16 protein-coding genes are annotated in these 17,405 nt (G+C 66.8%); 8 read left to right on the top strand and 8 right to left on the bottom strand.

Translation table 11 applies throughout. The features are described 5' to 3' along the window. Positions 1-8: 8 nt before the first annotated feature. Positions 9-1,193, bottom strand: a complete 1,185-nt coding sequence (locus tag IEY60_RS31835) for a CaiB/BaiF CoA transferase family protein (RefSeq protein WP_189034322.1) — start codon at positions 1,191-1,193, stop codon at positions 9-11. A 13-nt stretch (positions 1,194-1,206) separates the two neighbouring features. Then, the gene (locus IEY60_RS31830; RefSeq protein WP_373291794.1) at positions 1,207-2,574 is read right to left on the bottom strand and encodes an LLM class flavin-dependent oxidoreductase; all 1,368 of its coding nucleotides are present in this window, start codon (positions 2,572-2,574) and stop codon (positions 1,207-1,209) included. A 73-nt stretch (positions 2,575-2,647) separates the two neighbouring features. Between IEY60_RS31830 and IEY60_RS31825 the strand changes: the two genes are divergently transcribed. After that, positions 2,648-3,319, top strand: a complete 672-nt coding sequence (locus tag IEY60_RS31825; protein WP_189034238.1) for a GntR family transcriptional regulator — start codon at positions 2,648-2,650, stop codon at positions 3,317-3,319. On the opposite strand, the gene IEY60_RS31820 is transcribed toward IEY60_RS31825, so the two are convergent. Continuing rightward, on the bottom strand, positions 3,305-3,880 hold the full coding sequence (locus IEY60_RS31820; protein ID WP_189034237.1) for a hypothetical protein: 576 nt from the start codon (positions 3,878-3,880) through the stop codon (positions 3,305-3,307). The genes IEY60_RS31825 and IEY60_RS31820 overlap by 15 nt on opposite strands. Positions 3,881-4,139: 259 nt before the next feature. Here IEY60_RS31820 and IEY60_RS31815 point away from each other — a divergent pair, with 259 nt between their 5' ends. Next, positions 4,140-5,597, top strand: a complete 1,458-nt coding sequence (locus tag IEY60_RS31815; RefSeq protein WP_189034236.1) for an aldehyde dehydrogenase family protein — start codon at positions 4,140-4,142, stop codon at positions 5,595-5,597. An 84-nt stretch (positions 5,598-5,681) separates the two neighbouring features. Here IEY60_RS31815 and IEY60_RS31810 read toward each other — a convergent pair whose 3' ends face one another. Then, the gene (locus IEY60_RS31810; protein ID WP_189034235.1) at positions 5,682-7,370 is read right to left on the bottom strand and encodes an FAD-dependent oxidoreductase; all 1,689 of its coding nucleotides are present in this window, start codon (positions 7,368-7,370) and stop codon (positions 5,682-5,684) included. 45 nt (positions 7,371-7,415) lie between these two features. Continuing rightward, on the bottom strand, positions 7,416-8,249 hold the full coding sequence (locus IEY60_RS31805; protein WP_189034234.1) for an SDR family oxidoreductase: 834 nt from the start codon (positions 8,247-8,249) through the stop codon (positions 7,416-7,418). A gap of 116 nt (positions 8,250-8,365) precedes the next feature. Between IEY60_RS31805 and IEY60_RS31800 the strand changes: the two genes are divergently transcribed. Continuing rightward, positions 8,366-9,322 carry an LLM class F420-dependent oxidoreductase gene (locus tag IEY60_RS31800; RefSeq protein WP_189034233.1) on the top strand — a complete coding sequence of 319 codons (957 nt, stop codon included), beginning with the start codon at positions 8,366-8,368 and terminating at the stop codon, positions 9,320-9,322. 43 nt (positions 9,323-9,365) lie between these two features. Here IEY60_RS31800 and IEY60_RS31795 read toward each other — a convergent pair whose 3' ends face one another. Then, entirely contained in the window at positions 9,366-10,394 is a 1,029-nt protein-coding gene (locus tag IEY60_RS31795) for a ferredoxin--NADP reductase (RefSeq protein ID WP_189034232.1), read from the bottom strand. 77 nt (positions 10,395-10,471) lie between these two features. On the opposite strand from IEY60_RS31795, the gene IEY60_RS31790 reads away from it, so the two are divergent. Genes IEY60_RS31790 through IEY60_RS31775 form a run of 4 tightly spaced genes read left to right on the top strand, consistent with a single transcriptional unit; the run spans position 10,472 to position 14,593 of the window. Then, positions 10,472-11,881 carry a class I adenylate-forming enzyme family protein gene (locus IEY60_RS31790; protein ID WP_189034231.1) on the top strand — a complete coding sequence of 470 codons (1,410 nt, stop codon included), beginning with the start codon at positions 10,472-10,474 and terminating at the stop codon, positions 11,879-11,881. Then, entirely contained in the window at positions 11,859-12,755 is an 897-nt protein-coding gene (locus IEY60_RS31785; protein WP_189034230.1) for an acyl-CoA dehydrogenase family protein, read from the top strand. Before IEY60_RS31790 ends, IEY60_RS31785 begins: the two co-directional genes overlap by 23 nt. After that, positions 12,742-13,827 (top strand): acyl-CoA dehydrogenase family protein, encoded by a 1,086-nt coding sequence (locus IEY60_RS31780; RefSeq protein ID WP_189034229.1) that lies wholly within the window; start codon positions 12,742-12,744, stop codon positions 13,825-13,827. The genes IEY60_RS31785 and IEY60_RS31780 overlap by 14 nt, the downstream gene beginning before the upstream one ends. A 1-nt stretch (position 13,828) precedes the next feature. Further along, on the top strand, positions 13,829-14,593 hold the full coding sequence (locus tag IEY60_RS31775) for an enoyl-CoA hydratase/isomerase family protein (protein WP_189034228.1): 765 nt from the start codon (positions 13,829-13,831) through the stop codon (positions 14,591-14,593). Positions 14,594-14,683: 90 nt separating this feature from the next. Here IEY60_RS31775 and IEY60_RS31770 read toward each other — a convergent pair whose 3' ends face one another. Continuing rightward, complete coding sequence (locus tag IEY60_RS31770; protein ID WP_189034227.1) at positions 14,684-15,448, bottom strand: SDR family NAD(P)-dependent oxidoreductase; 765 nt, start codon at positions 15,446-15,448, stop codon at positions 14,684-14,686. A gap of 100 nt (positions 15,449-15,548) precedes the next feature. On the opposite strand from IEY60_RS31770, the gene IEY60_RS31765 reads away from it, so the two are divergent. Further along, a complete protein-coding gene (locus tag IEY60_RS31765) occupies positions 15,549-16,694 on the top strand; it encodes a thiolase family protein (RefSeq protein ID WP_189034226.1) in 1,146 nt (381 codons plus the stop codon). Positions 16,695-16,749: 55 nt separating this feature from the next. On the opposite strand, the gene IEY60_RS31760 is transcribed toward IEY60_RS31765, so the two are convergent. Continuing rightward, entirely contained in the window at positions 16,750-17,403 is a 654-nt protein-coding gene (locus tag IEY60_RS31760) for a TetR/AcrR family transcriptional regulator (protein ID WP_189034225.1), read from the bottom strand. Between the last annotated feature and the right edge of the window lie 2 nt (positions 17,404-17,405).

Below are 17,405 nucleotides of genomic sequence, written 5' to 3'. Positions count from 1 at the left end.
TCGGAAGTTCACAGCACGCCGCGGCTGTGCAGGTCATCGATGTCGTTGTCGCTCAGGCCGAGTAGCCGGCCGTAGACCTCTGCGTTGTGCTCGCCGAGGCGGGGGCCGAGGTGGGACACGCGGCCCTGCGCCTCGGAGAAGCGAGGCACTGGTGCCTGCACCGTCATCGTGCCCAGGTCGTCGTCGGCGACCGGGACGAACACCTCGCGGTGGCGCAGCTGCTCGTCCTGGAGCAGGTCGGTGATGTCGTAGACAGGGGCCGCGGCGACCTGTTCTGCGTCGAACACCGCCATCGCCTCGGCGAGGGTCTGCTTCGACACCCACGCCGCGACAACGTCGTCGACTTCGGCAGCCCGCGCCAGACGGCGCTGCGGATCGGAGAACTCGGCGTCGGAGATCAGATCGTTGCGGCCGATCGCGCGGAAGACGCGCAGCGCAAGCGCGGGCGAGCTGCCCGACATGGCCAGCCACTTGTCGTCGGCGGTGCGATAGGTGTTGCGGGGGGCAGAGATGTCCCAGCGGTTGCCCGCCCGCTGAGCGACGGTGCCGAGCTGGTCGTAGCTGAGCAGCGTCTGTTCGAGCAGTCGGGTGAGGGGGTCGACCAGGTTGATGTCGATCAGCTGGCCGGGGCCGCCGTGCACATCGCGGTGGTAGAGCGCCATCATCACGGCGTAGGCGGCATTGAGGGAAGCGACACCGTCGGCCAACATGAAAGGCGGCAGTGTCGGTGGACCGTGCGCCTCGCCGGTGATGTGGGCGAATCCGCTCATCGCCTCACCCAGCGTGCCGAAACCGGGGCGTTCGCTCTTGGGGCCGGTCAACCCGAAGCCGGTGATGTGCAACATCACCATTTGCTCGTTGACCGCGCGCAGGCTCGCGTAGTCCAGGCCCCATTTTCGCAATGTCTGTGGCCTGGTGTTGGTCACGACTACATCCGCTGTCGCCGCGAGCCGGCGTAGCAGCTCCTGGCCCTCGGCGACGCGCAGATCCAGGGTGACCGAACGCTTGTTGCGCGACACCGACTTCCACATCAGGCCCACATCGTTGCGCTGCGCGCCCCAGGTACGGATCGGATCACCACCGTTGGGCTGCTCGATCTTGATCACCTCGGCACCGAACTCACCGAGATAGGTGGCGGCCAGGGGCGCCGCCGCGAGCGTGGCGAAGTCGAGTACCCGTAGGCCCTCGAGCATGGCTCGGCTCATGTCACACCACGGTGCTCGTGTGCGCGGCGTGGTCCACGGACGGCCGGGAAAGGCCGAGATGCTCGCGCAGCGTCGTGCCCTCGTAGGCCGTGCGGAACAGCCCACGCTGCTGCAACCGCGGCACCACCATCCTGACGACGTCCTCGAAGGAGCCGGGCATGTGAGTGGCGGCCAGGACGAATCCGTCGCAGGCATCGGCGTGGAACCATTCGGCCATCTGGTCGGCGACCTGGTCGCCGGTGCCGACGAACCGCGGACCCTGTAGCAGGGTGGCGCGGTGGCCTGCCAGGTCCCGTACCGTGACGTTTCCGCCGATGTGGGTGCGAAGGTTCTGGACCAGACCGCGGATACCCGACACCGAGGCGATCAGTTCGTCGGTGACCGGGTCGTCGAGATCGTGCTGTGCAAAGTCGTAGTTCATCAACTCCGAGAGCAATGTCAGCGACGCCATCGGATGCACCAGGTCCTCGAGCAGCATCGCTTCACGCTCCTTGGCGTGCTGCTCGGATTCGCCGACGACCGCGTAGGCCATGGGGCAGATGCGGACCGAGGCTGGATCGCGGCCGGCGTCGGAGATGCGGGCCTTCTGGTCGGCGTAGTGATTGCGGGCCACTTCCAGGCCGGGGTCGCCGGTGAAGATCAATTCCGCCCAGCGCGAGGCGAATTCGCGTCCTCGGCCGGAGGAGCCTGCCTGAATGATCACCGGTCTGCCCTGGGGGGTCCGCGGTACTGTCAACGGTCCGCGGGCGGAGAAGAAGCGGCCCGAGTGGCGCAGTTCGTGCACCTTGTCAGGATCGGCGAACAGGCCGGCAGCGCGGTCGTGCAGGATGGCGTCGTCGTCCCAGGTGTCCCAGAGGCCGCTGACCACATCGAGGAATTCGTCGGCGCGGTCGTAGCGTTCGTCGTGCCCGAGGTGGGCGTCCATCCCGAAGTTCTGTGCCTCGCTGTCGTTGACCGAGGTCACCACGTTCCAGGCGGCCCGGCCTGCGGACAGGTGATCGAGGGTGGCGAATGTGCGCGCGACATGGAACGGCGCGTAATACGTCGTGGAGTAGGTCGCGCCGAGACCGATGCGTGAGGTGGCCTGCGCGAGGACGCCCAGGACTACCCCCAAGTCGAGCTTCACCGGCCGGGCGCCGTGGCGCACTGCCTCGGCGACGGAGCCGCCATAGATGCCGGGCATGGCCAGTCGGTCGTCGAAGAACATCAGGTCGAAGCAGCCATCCTCCAGTTGCCGCCCGACTTTCGCGTAGTACGACGCGTCGAGATATCCGTGCTCGGTGGCCGGGTGTCGCCAGGAACCCGAGTAGACCGAGGTGTTGCCCGCTTGCATGAATGCGACCAACGTCATTCGGTCGCTGTTCCTCATCGCCATGATTGGAATCTAGCATCTGGCATATCAGATTTCAAACCTGGTACCTCTAGCCTGCTAAGCTTCCCCGATGGCAACCAACTCGGTCGACGTCGCGGGCACCGTTCGCGAACGGGCGGCACGCGAACTGCGCGATCGCATCCTTACTGGGGCGTTGCCCGCGGGCGCGCGCATCGACCTGGACGTGATCACCGACGAGTTCGCCACCAGTCGCACTCCCGTGCGCGAGGCATTGCTGGAGCTGTCCTACGAAGGACTGGTCAGGGTTGCGCCACGCAGCGGGATCACGGTGATCGGGATCAGCCCCGCCGACATCATGGACAGCTTCACCATCCTCGGAGTCCTCACCGGGCAGGCCGCTGCCTGGGCCGCGCAGCGGGCCAGCAGTCCTGAGCTGCAGCAGTTGCGCGAACTCGCCGCCGAGGTCGCCTCGCGATCCGGTGACGACTCCATCGGTGAGGCCAACTGGCGGTTTCACCAGGAAGTCCATCGGGCCGCGCACTCACCGCGATTGCTGACCCAGATCAAGCAGGCGGTCCGGGTGGTCCCGTCGAATTTCCTGCGGCTGTTTCCCGAACACGAGCAACACTCGCTCGACGATCATGACCAGCTCATCGACGCATTGGCCGAGCGTGACGCCCTGGTGGCCCGCGAGATCGGCGAGCGGCATGTGCTGGACGCGGGTCGCTCGCTCACCCAATGGCTGGAACGGAACGCGACCCCGCATTCACCGTCTGTGTGACAGATTCACCTCGCGGCCGGCTGCTGCCAGGGATCTGGCGTTGCAGCGGAAACCTTCGATCAGAGGTACAGGTTGGGGTGTGGCGTCGGTCGCGGCCAGCGCGCGTGATTTGAACGCGTGCGCCGCGGCACTGAGGCGATGGTCCATGCCGTCGACCCGACACTCGAATTCCGCAGGGAGCGGGTTGCCCCACACGACGACTTCGATCAGATCGTTCTCGAGGCAGTTGAGGACGCCGTCGCGTACTCGGCTGTCGGACAGCAGTAGATCGGGTGCGACCGCCAGGGCGTCGGGCCAGGTGTGGTGGACCGGAACCGCGAGGGGTCCCTCGAGCTCGAGTACGGTCACGCCGAGGATCTGCAGGGGCGCCAGGTCGGTGACATCGGCCAGGACGACGTTCACGTCCCATCCGGCCATCGAGCGGTCGAACAACCAGCCGCCGGCGTGCTCGACCACGTCGCGTGCGTTGGTGGCCAGGACTGCCAACCGATATCGCAACGGGTGTTGATGTGCGTAGGTCCACCAGTTGGTGACCAGACCGGCGTCCTGGGCAACATTCACGAGGTGTCCATTCCGAGAGATCGAAGCGCTATCCGCAGTCCTACTACAACTGCGTCCGACGCGCGGCGAAGTTGCCGAAGCTTTGCGGCTAGGAGGCGGCGGCGAGAGACCGGACTGATCGGGCAAATTCTACGTTCTCGTATGCGAGAATGACATTGCCGTAAATTGGAATGAAACTCTTGACCGCTGGTCGACTCCGGTGCTAAGCAGGTCGAGGACTGGTAGGCATGAAGACCTTGACGCTTGAAGGGGATGCGCGATGACGCTGCAATCTATTCTGGACGAAATCCGTGAACGACCCGGAAAAGGCGAGGTCATCCCGATCATCGACCCGGTGACCGAAGAGCAGATCACCGAGTTCACCGACTGTGGACCCGAGGCTGTCGACGAGGCGGTGGCCCGGGCGAGGGCCTCGTTCGAGTCGGGTGTCTGGCAGGGTCTTCCCGGGCGGGAGCGCGCCAAGATCATGTGGCGGATCGCGGACCTTATGGACGCGCACACGGATGAGCTCGCCGAGTTGGACTCGCTCAATACGGGAATGCCACTCGTGCAGGCGAAGATGATCATTCCAACGTGCGCCGAGTTCTTCCGCTACTACGCGGGTTGGTGTACCAAACTCAACGGCTCGGCGTACGAGGTGCAGATGACCGGCGGCGTCTCCGGCGCTTACGCCGATATGCACGCCTACACCCTCAAGGAGCCCTACGGGGTAGTCGGCCTGATCTTCCCGTGGAACGGGCCGGTGTTCAACGCCTGTGCCAAGCTGGCCCCCGCGCTCGCCGCCGGGTGCAGCACCGTGGTGAAACCCGCCGAGGAGACACCGCTGTCGGCGCTGCTGCTTGCGCGGCTCATCGCCGAGGCCGGCGTGCCGGAAGGCGTCGTGAACTTGCTGACCGGCTACGGACACACCGCGGGTGCCGCGATCACCTCCCACCCGGACGTCGACAAGGTGGCGTTCACCGGTTCCACCGAGGTCGGCAAACAGATCGTGGCGGCCTCCGCGGGCAACCTCAAGAAGGTTATGCTCGAACTCGGCGGCAAGTCGCCGGTGCTGATCTTCGACGACGCCGACCTGGACATGGCAGTGATGATGGCGTCGATGGGAATCTTCGTGCACTCCGGGCAGGGCTGCGTCTGCGGCTCCCGGATCTTCGTGCAGCGTGGCGTGTACGAGCGGGTCGTGGAGGGCATCGCGACGGTGGCCAACAACCTCAAGCTCGGTGGGCCGAAGGAAGAAGGAACCATGATCGGCCCGCTGATCAGCGCCAAACAGCTGACGCGGGTGATGGGCTACCTCGACGAGGGCAAGTCCGACGGTGCCGAGGTCGTCACCGGCGGGCACCGTCTCGACCGTAGCGGGTACTTCGTCCACCCCACGGTGCTCACCAATGTGGATCCCGCGACCAGCAGACTCTACCGGGAGGAAATCTTCGGCCCGGTCGTGACCGTGCTGCCGTTCGACGACGAGGACGAGGCGATCGCGATGGCCAATGACACCTCCTACGGCCTGGCCGCCACCGTGTGGACAACCAACCTCAGCCGTGGGCACCGACTCGCGAAGCGGTTGCAGGCCGGGACGGTGACACTGAACTGCCAGTTGGTATTCGACCACGGGGTGCCCTTCGGCGGCTACAAGCAGTCCGGTTGGGGCCACGAGTTCGGACGCGAAGGCGTCGAGGCGTATATGAAGACGAAGTCGGTCTGGGCTCAGCTCTGAGCAATCCAGGAGCGGCGGCGAACCTTTCGGGTGTCCGCCGCCGCTCCGGTGTCGACGGCTCTGTGCGCTCGCAGCGAGACGTGCTCAGCGCACCACGAGATCGATCCCCTGTGCCGCGGCGGTCAGTTCGTCGTGGGTGGTGAGTTTGACCCGCGGGCGACCGGTGGAATCGCTGGCCGCCTTCTCGGCGGTGTCGATGGCCTTCCACCCGATTCGGTCCACCACCTGGGGCTGGCGCGATGCGACCAGCTCGCGTAGGGCGTCTCGGCCCGCCGGTGGCGTGGCCAGTTCGCCCTCGACGTAGTCGGCTATCAGGTGTTCCACCGTCTCCTCCGCATCGACTCGATTCGATCCGATCACCCCTCGCGCACCACGTTTGATCCAGCCGCTGACGTAGACCCCGGTGACCGGCGCACCGGCGGTGTCGATCACCCGACCTTCATGATTCGGGACCACACCTCGTTGCTCGTCGAATGGCAGTGCCGGGACCGGCTCACCCCGGTAGCCGACCGACCGCAGCACCAGCCCCGCGGCGATATCGCCCGTGCGCTCGGTAGCTTCGGCGCTGACCCGACCATCTGAGTCGGTGAGTACGTTGTGCGCGAATCGCAGGCCGGTGACGCGCTGCTCCCCGAGTACCTGGGTCGGCGAGACGAGAAATCGGAAGACGATCCGTTTGTTGCCCGGTCGCCGTGGTGCCGAGGCGAATTCCTGAGCGAGCGTGTATTTCAGCCGAACGGACGGCTCGATGGCCGGGTCCGCCAATACGGCGCTGCCGATGTCGTCGAGTTCGATGTCCGCCGACTCCACGACCACGTCCACGCCGTCGAGGTGCCCGAGGGCGAGGAACTCCGGCGAGGTATACGCCGCCTGAAGAGGCCCGCGCCGGCCCAGGACGACTACCTCGCGAATTCTGCTGTCGCGCAGGGCATTCAGCGCGTGATCGGCGATGTCGGTGCGGGCCAGCTCGTCCGGATCCATGGTGAGTACGCGAGCGACGTCCAGTGCCACGTTGCCGTTGCCGACGATGACTGCGCGCTCGCCGGACAGATCGAAGTCTCGGTCAGCGAAGTCAGGGTGCCCGTTGTACCAGGCCACGAACTCCGTCGCCGAATGACTGCCCGGCAGATCCTCGCCGGGGATGTCCATGCGCCGGTCGGCTGAGGCGCCCACCGCGTAGATCACCGCGTGGTGATGGCGCAGTAGCTCGTCGTGGGTGAGGTGGTTGCCGATTTCGACATTCAGGTAGTACTGCAGGGTGTCGCGACGGAACGCGGTCTCGAACATCGATGTCACCGACTTGGTCTCCGCGTGATCCGGTGCCACTCCCGCGCGCACTAGACCCCATGGCGTCGGCAGCCGGTCGAACAGCTCCACCTGGGTGTCACCGCGGCGCAGTAATGCGTCCGCCGCGTAGCAAGCAGCGGGGCCCGCACCGACGATCGCCACCCGCAAGGTGCCGAGTTCTTTCGGGATGCGCGGCGTCACGACTGGCGCGGCGAACTCCGGCTCGAGCGGGTGGCGCTGGAAATAGTCGGCGTTGATGTCGCTATAGCGTTGCAGGGAAGCGCTGAGATCTTCGATGGAGAACACGGCGCCCACAGGACAGGCATCGACGCACGCGCCGCAGTCGATACAGGTTTCGGGATCGATATGCAGCATCTCGGCGGTGTCGAACTCCGGCTGACCGGGTATCGGTCGGATGCAGTCGACCGGGCATTCGGAGATGCAGCTGGCGTCGTTGCAGCACCGCTGCGTAATGACGTAGGCCATGGCGGTCGGTCCTTGTCTCGGAAGGTGAGTGGGGCAGCGGGCGGGTCAGTCCAGGAAGAGGTCCCGGGTCGGGTTGTCGCCACCGCCGTACCGGGAGAGGTCGTCGATCCCGGCGAACCTCGAGACGGCGTCCGCGTCGAGGAAGCAATTGCCGGTCACCCTGCGGGCCGGCTGGGCGGTGATCGCGACGGCCGCGTCGGCCATGATCCGGGGGCTGCGCGCAGTCGCGAGTTGGTTGTCGCCGTCGAGCAGGGCGGCGACGGCTGAGGTGGCGATGTAGGTCTGTGGCCACAGACAGTTGAATCCGATTCCGGCATCGGCGAATTCGGCTGCCCAGCCCTGGCTGAGCATGGTCATCCCGTATTTGGACTGGGTGTAGGCCGGATGGGCGCCGAGCCAGCGGGGATCGAGGTTGATCGGTGGCGAGATGGTGAGCACATGCGGGTTGGGGGAGTCGCGCAGGTGCGGCACGCACGCTGCGGTGAGCAGGAACGTCCCGCGAATGTTGATGTCCTGCATCAGGTCGAAGCGTTTGGCACCGAGTTTCTCGGTGGGATCGGTGGCGATGGCGCCTGCGTTGTTGACGCACACGTCGATCCCGCCGAACCGCTCGATCGCGATCGCCACGGCCCGCGCGACGTCGTCCTCCTTGCGTACGTCGCCGACGGCCGCGGCGGCCCGGCCACCCGCGGCCTCGACCGCGTCGGCGACGGTATGCACGGTGCCGGGGAGCCGGGGATGTGGTTCGGACGTCTTGGCCAGCAGGACGATATTGGCGCCCTGCTCGGCGGCGGCTACGGCGATCGCCGCGCCGATACCCCGGCTGGCTCCGGAAATGAGGACGGTGCGATCGCGCAGCGGGTGGTCCTGGTCGGGCATGGTGCTCCTCACGTGCCGCCCGGGCGGCAATATGTCATTCTCGCAGGATGGTATTGGCGTTCTCATCCCACGCAAGTAGCATATCCGAATCCGACTTCGAATTACTTGGAGGAACCGTGCGCATCGGCGTGATGATCGGCCCGGAGAAGGGCGATTCGGGCCGCAAGCTCGAACGCATGCTGCGAGACATCGCGTGGGCAGAGTCGGCAGGGCTCGATACCGCTTGGATTCCGCAGGTACCCAACGACTTCGACGCGCTCGTCACCGTGACGGCGATGGGACTGGCCACCTCGCGGATCGAACTGGGCACCGCCGTGGTACCGCTGCAGGCTCAGCATCCGATCGCGCTGGCGCGACAGGCGCTCTCGGCGCACGCGGCGGCAGGCGGCAGGCTCGCGCTCGGTGTCGGGCCGTCGCATCACTGGATCATCCGCGACATGCTCGGTCTGCCGTACGAGAAGCCGGCGGCCTACACCCGCGACTATCTCGAGGTACTGGCCGCCGGACTCGCGGGCACCGGCTCGGTGGACGTGGAGAACAGCACCTTCACGGTGCACAATCCACTCGATCTCGGCCCGGTCGCCCCGGTTCCGGTTTTGGTCGCCGCGCTGGGTCCGGTGATGCTGCGAATCGCCGGGGAGCGGGCCGACGGCACCGTGCTCTGGATGGCGGACGAACGCGCCGTCGCCGAGCATGTGGTGCCGAAGATCAACAAGGCGGCCGCCGACGCGGGCAGGTCTGCGCCGCGCGTGGTTGTCGGGTTGCCGGTATGTCTGTGCTCGGCAGGGCAGGTGGACGAGGCGCGGGCGCGGGCGAACCGAATTCTCGGCGAAGCGGAGGTCTCGCCCAATTATCAGCGGCTGCTCGAACAAGGCGACGCACGCACGATCGGGGATCTGTGTATCGCGGGGGACGAGGAGGCCATTGCGGCGGGACTTCGCAGGTACGCCGATGCCGGTGCCACCGATATCTCGGTGCGGCTGCTTCCGATCGGGGACGATCGAGACGCGCTGGTCGCCTCCAAGCGGCGAACCAGGGAGATGGTCGCCGACCTGGCGCGTCGGCTGCGCTGACGGCCGCACCCCGTCGGAGCCTGATGGGGTGCGGTCGCCGAGTTCACTCGTATTCGACGATGGCGCCGTCGGAGTCCGGGACAGCCTGGCAGGTCAGCACATAGCCCTCGGCGACCTCGTCGTCGGTCAAAGCGTTGTTGTGCCGCATAGTCGCGTGGCCCGAGGTCACTTTCGCCAGGCAGGTTGCGCAATTTCCCTGCTCGCAGGAGAACGGCGGGGCGAGGCCGCCGCGTCGGGCGCTCTCCAGCAGCGTCTCACCGGCCTTCCGGGGCACAGACTTCTTCTTGCCGTTCAGGATCACCGTGACCGTGCCGTCGGAATCCGCCCCGTGATCGACGACGTTCGCTGATGCCGAGCTGTCCGCGGGTGGGGCCGTCGGGTTCGCGGGCGTGCCGAACCGCTCGCTGAATACGAGGCCAGGGCCGGGGAGCGACTGTTCCACCAGGTCCATGAATGCCTCGGGTCCGCAGACGTAGTGGTCGCCGTGCGCATCGGCGTCCACGAACGCACGGACGGCCGCGCGGTCGAGATACCCGCGCTCGCTGTCGAGGTGCCTGACCACCCGGAGTCGCTCCGGATAGCGGGCGACGAGACCGGTGAGCGCGTCGTCGAACAGCATGGACGCTCGGTCGCGGTCCGCGCACAGGAGCCGGACCCGGCGGGTGGTTCCCGCCAGCGCTGCTTTGGTGAGGGACAGGATCGGCGTGATGCCGCTGCCACCGCTGAAGCCTAGTACTGGGACGTCGGAGTCGCGCAGGCAGAAACGGCCCGCGGCTTTGGACAGCTCCACCTCGTCGCCCGCGGTGAGGGTGTCGAGCATCCAGTTGGACACGGCGCCGCCGGGCACGCGTTTGACCGTGGTCATGATCTCGCCGTCGGTCTCCGGTGCGCTCGACATCGAGTAGGACCGAAAGCGCACGGTGCCGCCCACGGTGACCCGGAAGGTGCAGAACTGTCCGGCTCGGTAGTGCAGTGGCCCGTCGTGCGGGTCGAGCACGAATGTCCGCGCGTCCGCGCTCTCGGTCACGACCCTGGTCACTGTCGCGCGCAGAAATGACGAGAGTGTCGCCATGGTCCACCTCCTCCTGGTATTAAGATTCTATCGAAATGAGAATAGTATTCTCTCTCATGAGACGGGAACCTTCCAAGATGTCTGACACTGTGCCGAGCGCGCTCGTGTTCGAGGGGCGGGTCTACACCAGGGTCGAACTCGACGAGCTGGCCGCCGGATTGGCCGACGAGCTGGCAGGCCGCGGGGTGCTGGTGGGACAGCGGGTGGCGCTCATGTCGTCCAACCGGCCCGAGTTCGTCGTCGCGGTCCTCGCGGTGTGGCGACTCGGCGCCTGCGTCGCCCTGATCAGCCCCGCCTGGAAGCGGGACGAGGTCGCGCACGCGCTCGCTGTGACGGGTGCTGTCCACGCCCTCGGTGACTGCGCCGTGCTCGGCGAGTTGCTGCCGATGCGGTACCTGGGCGACCCGATCACACCGGCGAAACATACTGCGGTCCAATCAGATCCGACGTCCGAGGCGGTGCTCGTATTCAGCTCCGGCACCACGGGGATGCCGAAGGCGGTGCGGCACACCCACGATTCGGTGGCCGTGGCCGTGCGGCAGTGGACCGAGGTGCTCGGCCTGTCCGGCACCGATCGGATCCAAGTCGCGACCCCGCCCTCGCACATCCTGGGCTTGCTCAACATTCTCACCGCGCTGCGGGCCGGGGCCTGGATGAGGTTGCACCGGCGCTTCGATCTGAACACGATGCTGTCCTGCATCCAGGATGACCGCATCACCATCGAGATGGCCGTGGCGCCGATCGCGATCGCCCTCGCGTCCCACCCCGAACTCGAACGCTACGACCTGAGTTCGTTGCGCTACATCATGTGGGGCGCCACTCCGGTGACGGCGAGTGTCGCTGAAACGGTGACCGCACGCAGCGGGGTGCGCTGGCTGCCCGCCTACGGTGCCAGCGAGCTACCGGTCATCGCCTGCAATCCGCTCGACGGAGCGAGGCTGGATTCTGTCGGTAAGGCGGCTCCCGGAGTCCGCATCCGGGTGGTGGACCTCGAGACCGGAAAACCGGTGGGGGCGGGGGAGACCGGGGAGATCCAATGCCGGTCGCGGTCGTTGATGGCGGGCTATCTGCCGACCGAGGCGACCGCGGAGGCATTCGACGGCGCGTGGTATCGGACCGGCGATGTCGGGCACGTCGATGCCGAGGGCTGGGTACGGATCACCGACCGGGCGAAGGAGATGATCAAGGTGCGCGGTTTCCAGGTCGCACCCGCCGAGATCGAGGCGATTCTGCACGGGCACCCCAAGGTTATCGACTGCGCGGTGTTCGGGACCCCCGACCCACGCGACGGTGAAGCTGTGGTGGCCGCGGTCGCCGTGCTCGACGGCGTCTCCGCCGACGAGCTGATCACGCTGGTCGGCGAACGGCTGGCTTCCTACAAGCGGCCCCGTCGCATCGTGTTCGTACCCGAAATCCCGCGCCTGCCTTCGGGCAAGGTGCTCCGACGAGTCCTCGAGGAGCGTCATGGACGTCCGACTGACCAGTGAGCAGCGCCAGCTGTGTGAGGCCGCCGCGAGGCTGGCCGACGAACTCGGTCCGAGCTCGGTCGCCGAGCTCGACAATGCGACCAGGATCGCCCGGCTCGAGAAGGCGGTGGAGACCGCGGGGTGGCGAAGCCTGCGGTCCGACGGTGCTTCTGGGGTCGAAGTAGCCCTCGTCACAGAGGAATTCGCGCGCGGCCTGGTCGATGTCGCCTTCCTGGGACCGGTCTTGGCCGACGACCTGCGCGGGGGCGTCGACGGTCGATGGACTATCGGCGTGGGCACACGCGCGGTCGACACCGCAGACCGTGATCGGGCGTTGCTCATCGACGACAGGCAGCTGTTCGCCCGCGCGGTCGGGCAGGCGTTGCCCGGTGCCGATCTCACCAGGGGCACAGCCGAACTCACCGGCCCACCGGAACTGCTCGGCGAGCTGTCGCTGGAGCAGCTGATCCACTGGCAGGCGCTGGCCGTCACCATGACGACCGCGGATCTGCTCGGTGCAGCCCGCGGAGCACAGCAGTTGGCGGTGGACTACGCCAAAGTCCGCGAGCAATACGGCCACTCCATCGGCTCCTATCAAGCGGTGGCGCATCTGCTCGCCGAGAGCCTGGCGCTGATCGAGGGCGCGATCAGCGTATTGCGGTACGCCGCGTGGGCGGTCGACGAACTGCCGCCCGCCGATGCGTTGCGCGCCGCGCGGATCGCCAAGGTCTACACCTCCCGCGCCGCTCGCACGGTGTGCGAGACCTCGATTCAGGTACACGGCGGCATCGGCAATACCTGGGAGTGTCTGGCCCATGTGTACCTGCGCCGGGTGCTGACCTCGACCGAATTGTTCGCCACCCGTCTGGAGGAGATCGACTGTGGACTATCGTGATTCGCCCGAGGAAGCAGCGTTTCGTGCTCGGCTGCGGGAGTGGGTGGCCGGTAACGCCGCATCCTTTCCCTCCTCCGGCGACGAGTACTGGGCAAAGGCGGGTGACTGGCACCGGGCGCTATACGGCGCGGGCTTCTTCGGACTCTCCTGGCCGAAGGAATTCGGTGGTCATGGGCTGCCGCCGGTTTACGACGTCATCCTGGACGAGGAACTGACCACAGCCGGTGCGCCGCAACGGCCCAGTCTCGGGTATCTGGTGCACGGGCTGGGCAGACACGCGAGTCCCGAACTGCAGCAGCGTTTCCTGCCCGGCATGATCGACGGCTCGCAGCGCTGGTGTCAGGGTTTCAGTGAGCCGGACGCGGGATCGGATCTGGCCTCGCTGCGCACGACGGCTACCCGCGACGGCGACGACTATGTCCTGGACGGGCACAAGGTCTGGACCAGCTACTCTGATGTCGCCGATTGGTGCCTGCTGCTCGCGCGCACCGATCCGAGCGCTCCTCGGCACAAGGGCATTTCGGGTTTCATCGTCTCGATGCATCAGCCAGGGGTGCAGCAGCAGCCGTTGCGGATGATCAGCGGCGTCACCCGCGAGTTCGGCCAGGTGCGGTTCGACGGTGCCCGGGTGCCCGCCGACCGGATGGTCGGTGCGCCCGGAGACGGCTGGAAGCTCGCCATGACGGTGGTCGGGCACGAACGTGAACCCGCCACACTGGGTTTCGCTGCTCGTTACGCGAAGACGGTACGGCAGCTCGAGTCCCGAGTGGCCGGCCCCGTGCCCGGCGAACTCGCTTGGGCCGCAGTTCAATCGGAGATGCTACGGCTGCACGTTCGGCGCCGGCTCTCCGAGCAGCTCGACGGTCTCGTGCACGGCCCGGACGGTTCGCTCGACAAGCTGCTGATGACCTGGGTCGAGCAATCCGTCGGCCACGCGGCACTCGCGGTCGCGGGCACCGACGACGACATGTTCGGCAGCTACCTCTACAGCCGCGCCCAAAGTGTCATGGGCGGAACGTCGCAGATCCAGAAGAACATCATCGCCACGCGCATCCTCGACCTAGGAGCCTGACATGTACGACCTGCCCACCGAGATCAGCGTCGAGGCCGATGGCCCGCTGCGGATCATCACGCTCAACCGACCCGACGCGCTCAACGCCGTCAACAACGCGCTGCACTCGGGCCTGGCCGCGCTGTGGCCACAGCTCGGTGCCGACCGCGAGGCCAGGGCCGCAGTACTCACCGGTGCCGGTCAGGCGTTCTCCGCCGGTGGGGACTTCGCCTATCTCGCCGAACTGTCCCGCGATACCGAGCTGCGCGCCGAGACCATCGCGCACGGCCGCGAGATAGTGCTCGGAATGGTTCGCTGCCGGGTGCCGGTGATCGCCGCGGTAAACGGTCCGGCGGTCGGGCTCGGCTGCAGTCTGGTGGCGTTGAGCGACATGGCCTACATCGCCGAGGATGCCTACCTCAAAGACCCGCATGTGCAGGTCGGTCTGGTGGCGGCTGATGGTGGTCCGCTCACCTGGCCGCTGCACACCAGTCTGATGCTGGCCAAGGAGTATGCCCTGACCGGTGCCAAGATCCCCGCCGAACGGGCTCGCGAGATGGGTTTGGTGAACCACGTCGTGGCCGACCCACTGAGCGAGGCGCTGGCCTGCGCGAAACGCGTTCTGGAGCTGCCGAGGCAGGCCGTGGAGAGTACCAAGCGACTTCTGAACCTGCATCTCGAGCGCGCCGTGCTCGCCACGCTCGACTATGCGAACACGGCCGAGGACCTTTCGTTCCAGACGGCGGAGTTCCGTACGATCATCGGCCGCCTCACCGCCGGGAAGTAGCGCGGGACCGTTCACCGGAGGGGCCGGGACCGATCCGGTCTCCTCCGGTGCGGTGCGCGAGTTGTCGAGGCGGCGTGGTTCTCGGCTGACCTACTTCGGCGGAAAACGCAGAGCACCGTCGAGGCGGATGACTTCGCCGTTGAGATAGTCGTTCTCGACGATCGCGGTCGCCAGTTGGGCGTACTCGTCGGAGCGTCCCATCCGCTTGGGGAACGGCACCTGCGGACCCCAATAGCCTTCGAGCTTGTCGGCGGACTTACCGTAGGCGGGCGTGTTGACGGTGCCGGGGGCGATGGTGACCACCCGGATGCCAAGGGGCGAGAGGTCGCGGGCGGCGACCAGGGTCATGGCGGCGACCCCACCCTTCGCGGCGGCGTAGGGGAGTTGGCCGATCTGGCCTTCGTAGGCTGCGATGGAGGCCGTGTTCACGATCACGCCGCGAGCGCCTTCGGCCAGCGGTTCGGTCGTGGCCATCGCCTCGGCGGACAGTCGCAGTACGTTGAATACGGCGGTCAGATAGTACTCGATAGTGGTGCGGAAGCCCGCGAGGTCGAGGGCTGAGCCGTCCTTGCCGATCAGTCGACCGCCGGTCGCGGGGCCACCGTGGGTGTCGACCGAGATGCGCAGCGGGCCAAGCGATTGGGCTTCGGCGACCGCTGCGCGCACCGAGTCCTCTTGGGTGGCATCGGTATGGACGTAGCGGATTCCGAGCTCGTCGACCAACTCCTTGCCCTTGTCGTCGGCGACATCGGCGACGACGACCTTCGCGCCCGCGGCGTGTAGCCGCCGTACCGTCGCCTCGCCGAGGCCGCCGGTGCCGCCCACCACGAGCGCGGAACTTCCACTGATCTGCATGTAGCGATCCCTCCTTGTGAATATCAATCTCAATGAGAGAGAATACTATTCTCAGACCGAGCAGTCAGCCCTTTGCCGGCAATCCACCCAGGAGGCCCCCATGCCCGAAGCTGTCATCGTCTCCGCGCTGCGGACGCCCATCGGCACCGCCCGAAAGGGGACGCTGCGCGACACCTCCGCGTTCGACCTCGCCCACCACGTCGTCGGTGCGGTGGCCGAAGATCTCGAAGCCGACCGAATCGACGATGTCATCCTCGGCGAGGGGCGCTACGGCGGCGGGGTGCTCGCGCGGCACGCGGCCGTCACCGCGGGTCTCACGGCAGCGCCGGGCCTGGCGCAGAACCGGCACTGCGCAGCGGGTATGGCCGCCGTGCAGACGGCGGCGGCGAATATCAGGGCGGGCATGGACGAGCTGGTGATCGCTGGTGGCGTGAACAGCGAATCGACCGCGCCCCGAGCGCGATTCAGGGTCGGACCCGACGAATGGGTCGACCCGTGGGTCTCGCCCAGTCACCCGGACCGTCCGGATGCTCCGGCCATGGACATGTCCATCACTGTCGGCTGGAACACTGCGGTGCGGGCGGGGCTCACCCGTGACGACATGGACCGTTGGGCGTTGCGCTCTCATCGCAACGCGACCGCCGCCATCGACGCAGGCCTTTTCAAGGACGAGATCATCGCCGTCGAGACGCCGCACGGAGTCTTCGACACCGATGAGCATCCGCGCCGCGACACCAGTCTGGAGCGACTGTCGTCGCTGAAAGTGCTGCACCCGGAAATAGACGGCTTCTCGATCACCGCAGGCAACGCGTCGGGGGCCAACGACGGCGCGGCCGCACTGGCGATCGCTTCCGATCGGCTCGGTCTGCCTGTACTCGCCTATATCCGGGGGTGGGCATCAGTCGGGGTCGACCCCGCGTTCACCGGTCTGGCGTCGATCGACGCGATCACGAAGGCGGTTCGCCGGAGCGGGATCTCGCTGGGGTCGGTTCGGTTGATCGAGATCAACGAGGCGTTCACCTCGGTGCCGCTCGCGGCCATCCGAGCGCTGGACCTGGATCCGGAGATCGTGAACTACAGCGGCAGCGGGTGCTCGCTGGGCCACCCGGTGGCGGCGACCGGAGCCAGGATGATCGTCACCCTGGTCCACGAACTGCGGCGTCGCGGTGGTGGACTCGGCATCGCGGCGATGTGCGCCGGTGGCGGCATGGGATCGGCGACGGTGATCGAGGTGCCTGCGGTCTGAGTAGTGATAGCTGGTGCCCGGCAGGCCGGTTCACCGACCTGCCGGGCTTTCGGCCTCAGGAGCGGGCGAACCCGTGTGCGCAGAAGTTCCAGACTTCGGCGGCCGTGATCGGATGCTGGGTCTCCTCGTCGACCGCGCCGGTCGACTGAGCGGTGAACATGACGGTCTGCATCACCATGGCCGCGGCTCGGCGGGTGTTCATGTCGGTACCGATCTCGCCTGCTTCCTTGGCGAGCTCCATCAATTCGGTGAACAAGGCAAGGACGGGCGCGTGTGCGACTTTGACATGTCCTGGGTGCGAAACCAGTAGTTGCGGTGCGAAATCGGTGAACAGTGGCCGCTGGGCGGCAGGATCGGGTCGGCACAACTCGAACAGCAATTCGACGGTGACCTGAAGCTTGTCCATCGGGTCGGTCTGACCGTCGGCCGCGGCGCGCAACTGTTCCGACGTGCGAGCCAGCGCATCTTCGAACAGGGCGAGCAGCAGTTCGTGTTTACCGTCGAACTGCAGATAGAAGCTGCGCAGCGACTGGCGGGAGCGGTCGACGACCTCCTGCACGGTGAAGTCGGTACTGCCCTTCTCCGTGATGATGGCCTGGGCGGCATCGAGGAACCGCTGCACCCGCTCTTCTGCACGCAGCGTCGCCGTACGTAGCGATCGTTCGACCGCGCGCTGCTTCCAGGCGGGTTTCTCGCTCGGGCTGGTCACGG

The organism is Nocardia rhizosphaerihabitans (assembly GCF_014646295.1).
GTDB classification, from domain to species: domain Bacteria; phylum Actinomycetota; class Actinomycetes; order Mycobacteriales; family Mycobacteriaceae; genus Nocardia; species Nocardia rhizosphaerihabitans.
The sequence above is the reverse complement of the archived record's forward strand: the minus strand, read 5'-3'. Positions and strand labels throughout refer to the sequence as shown.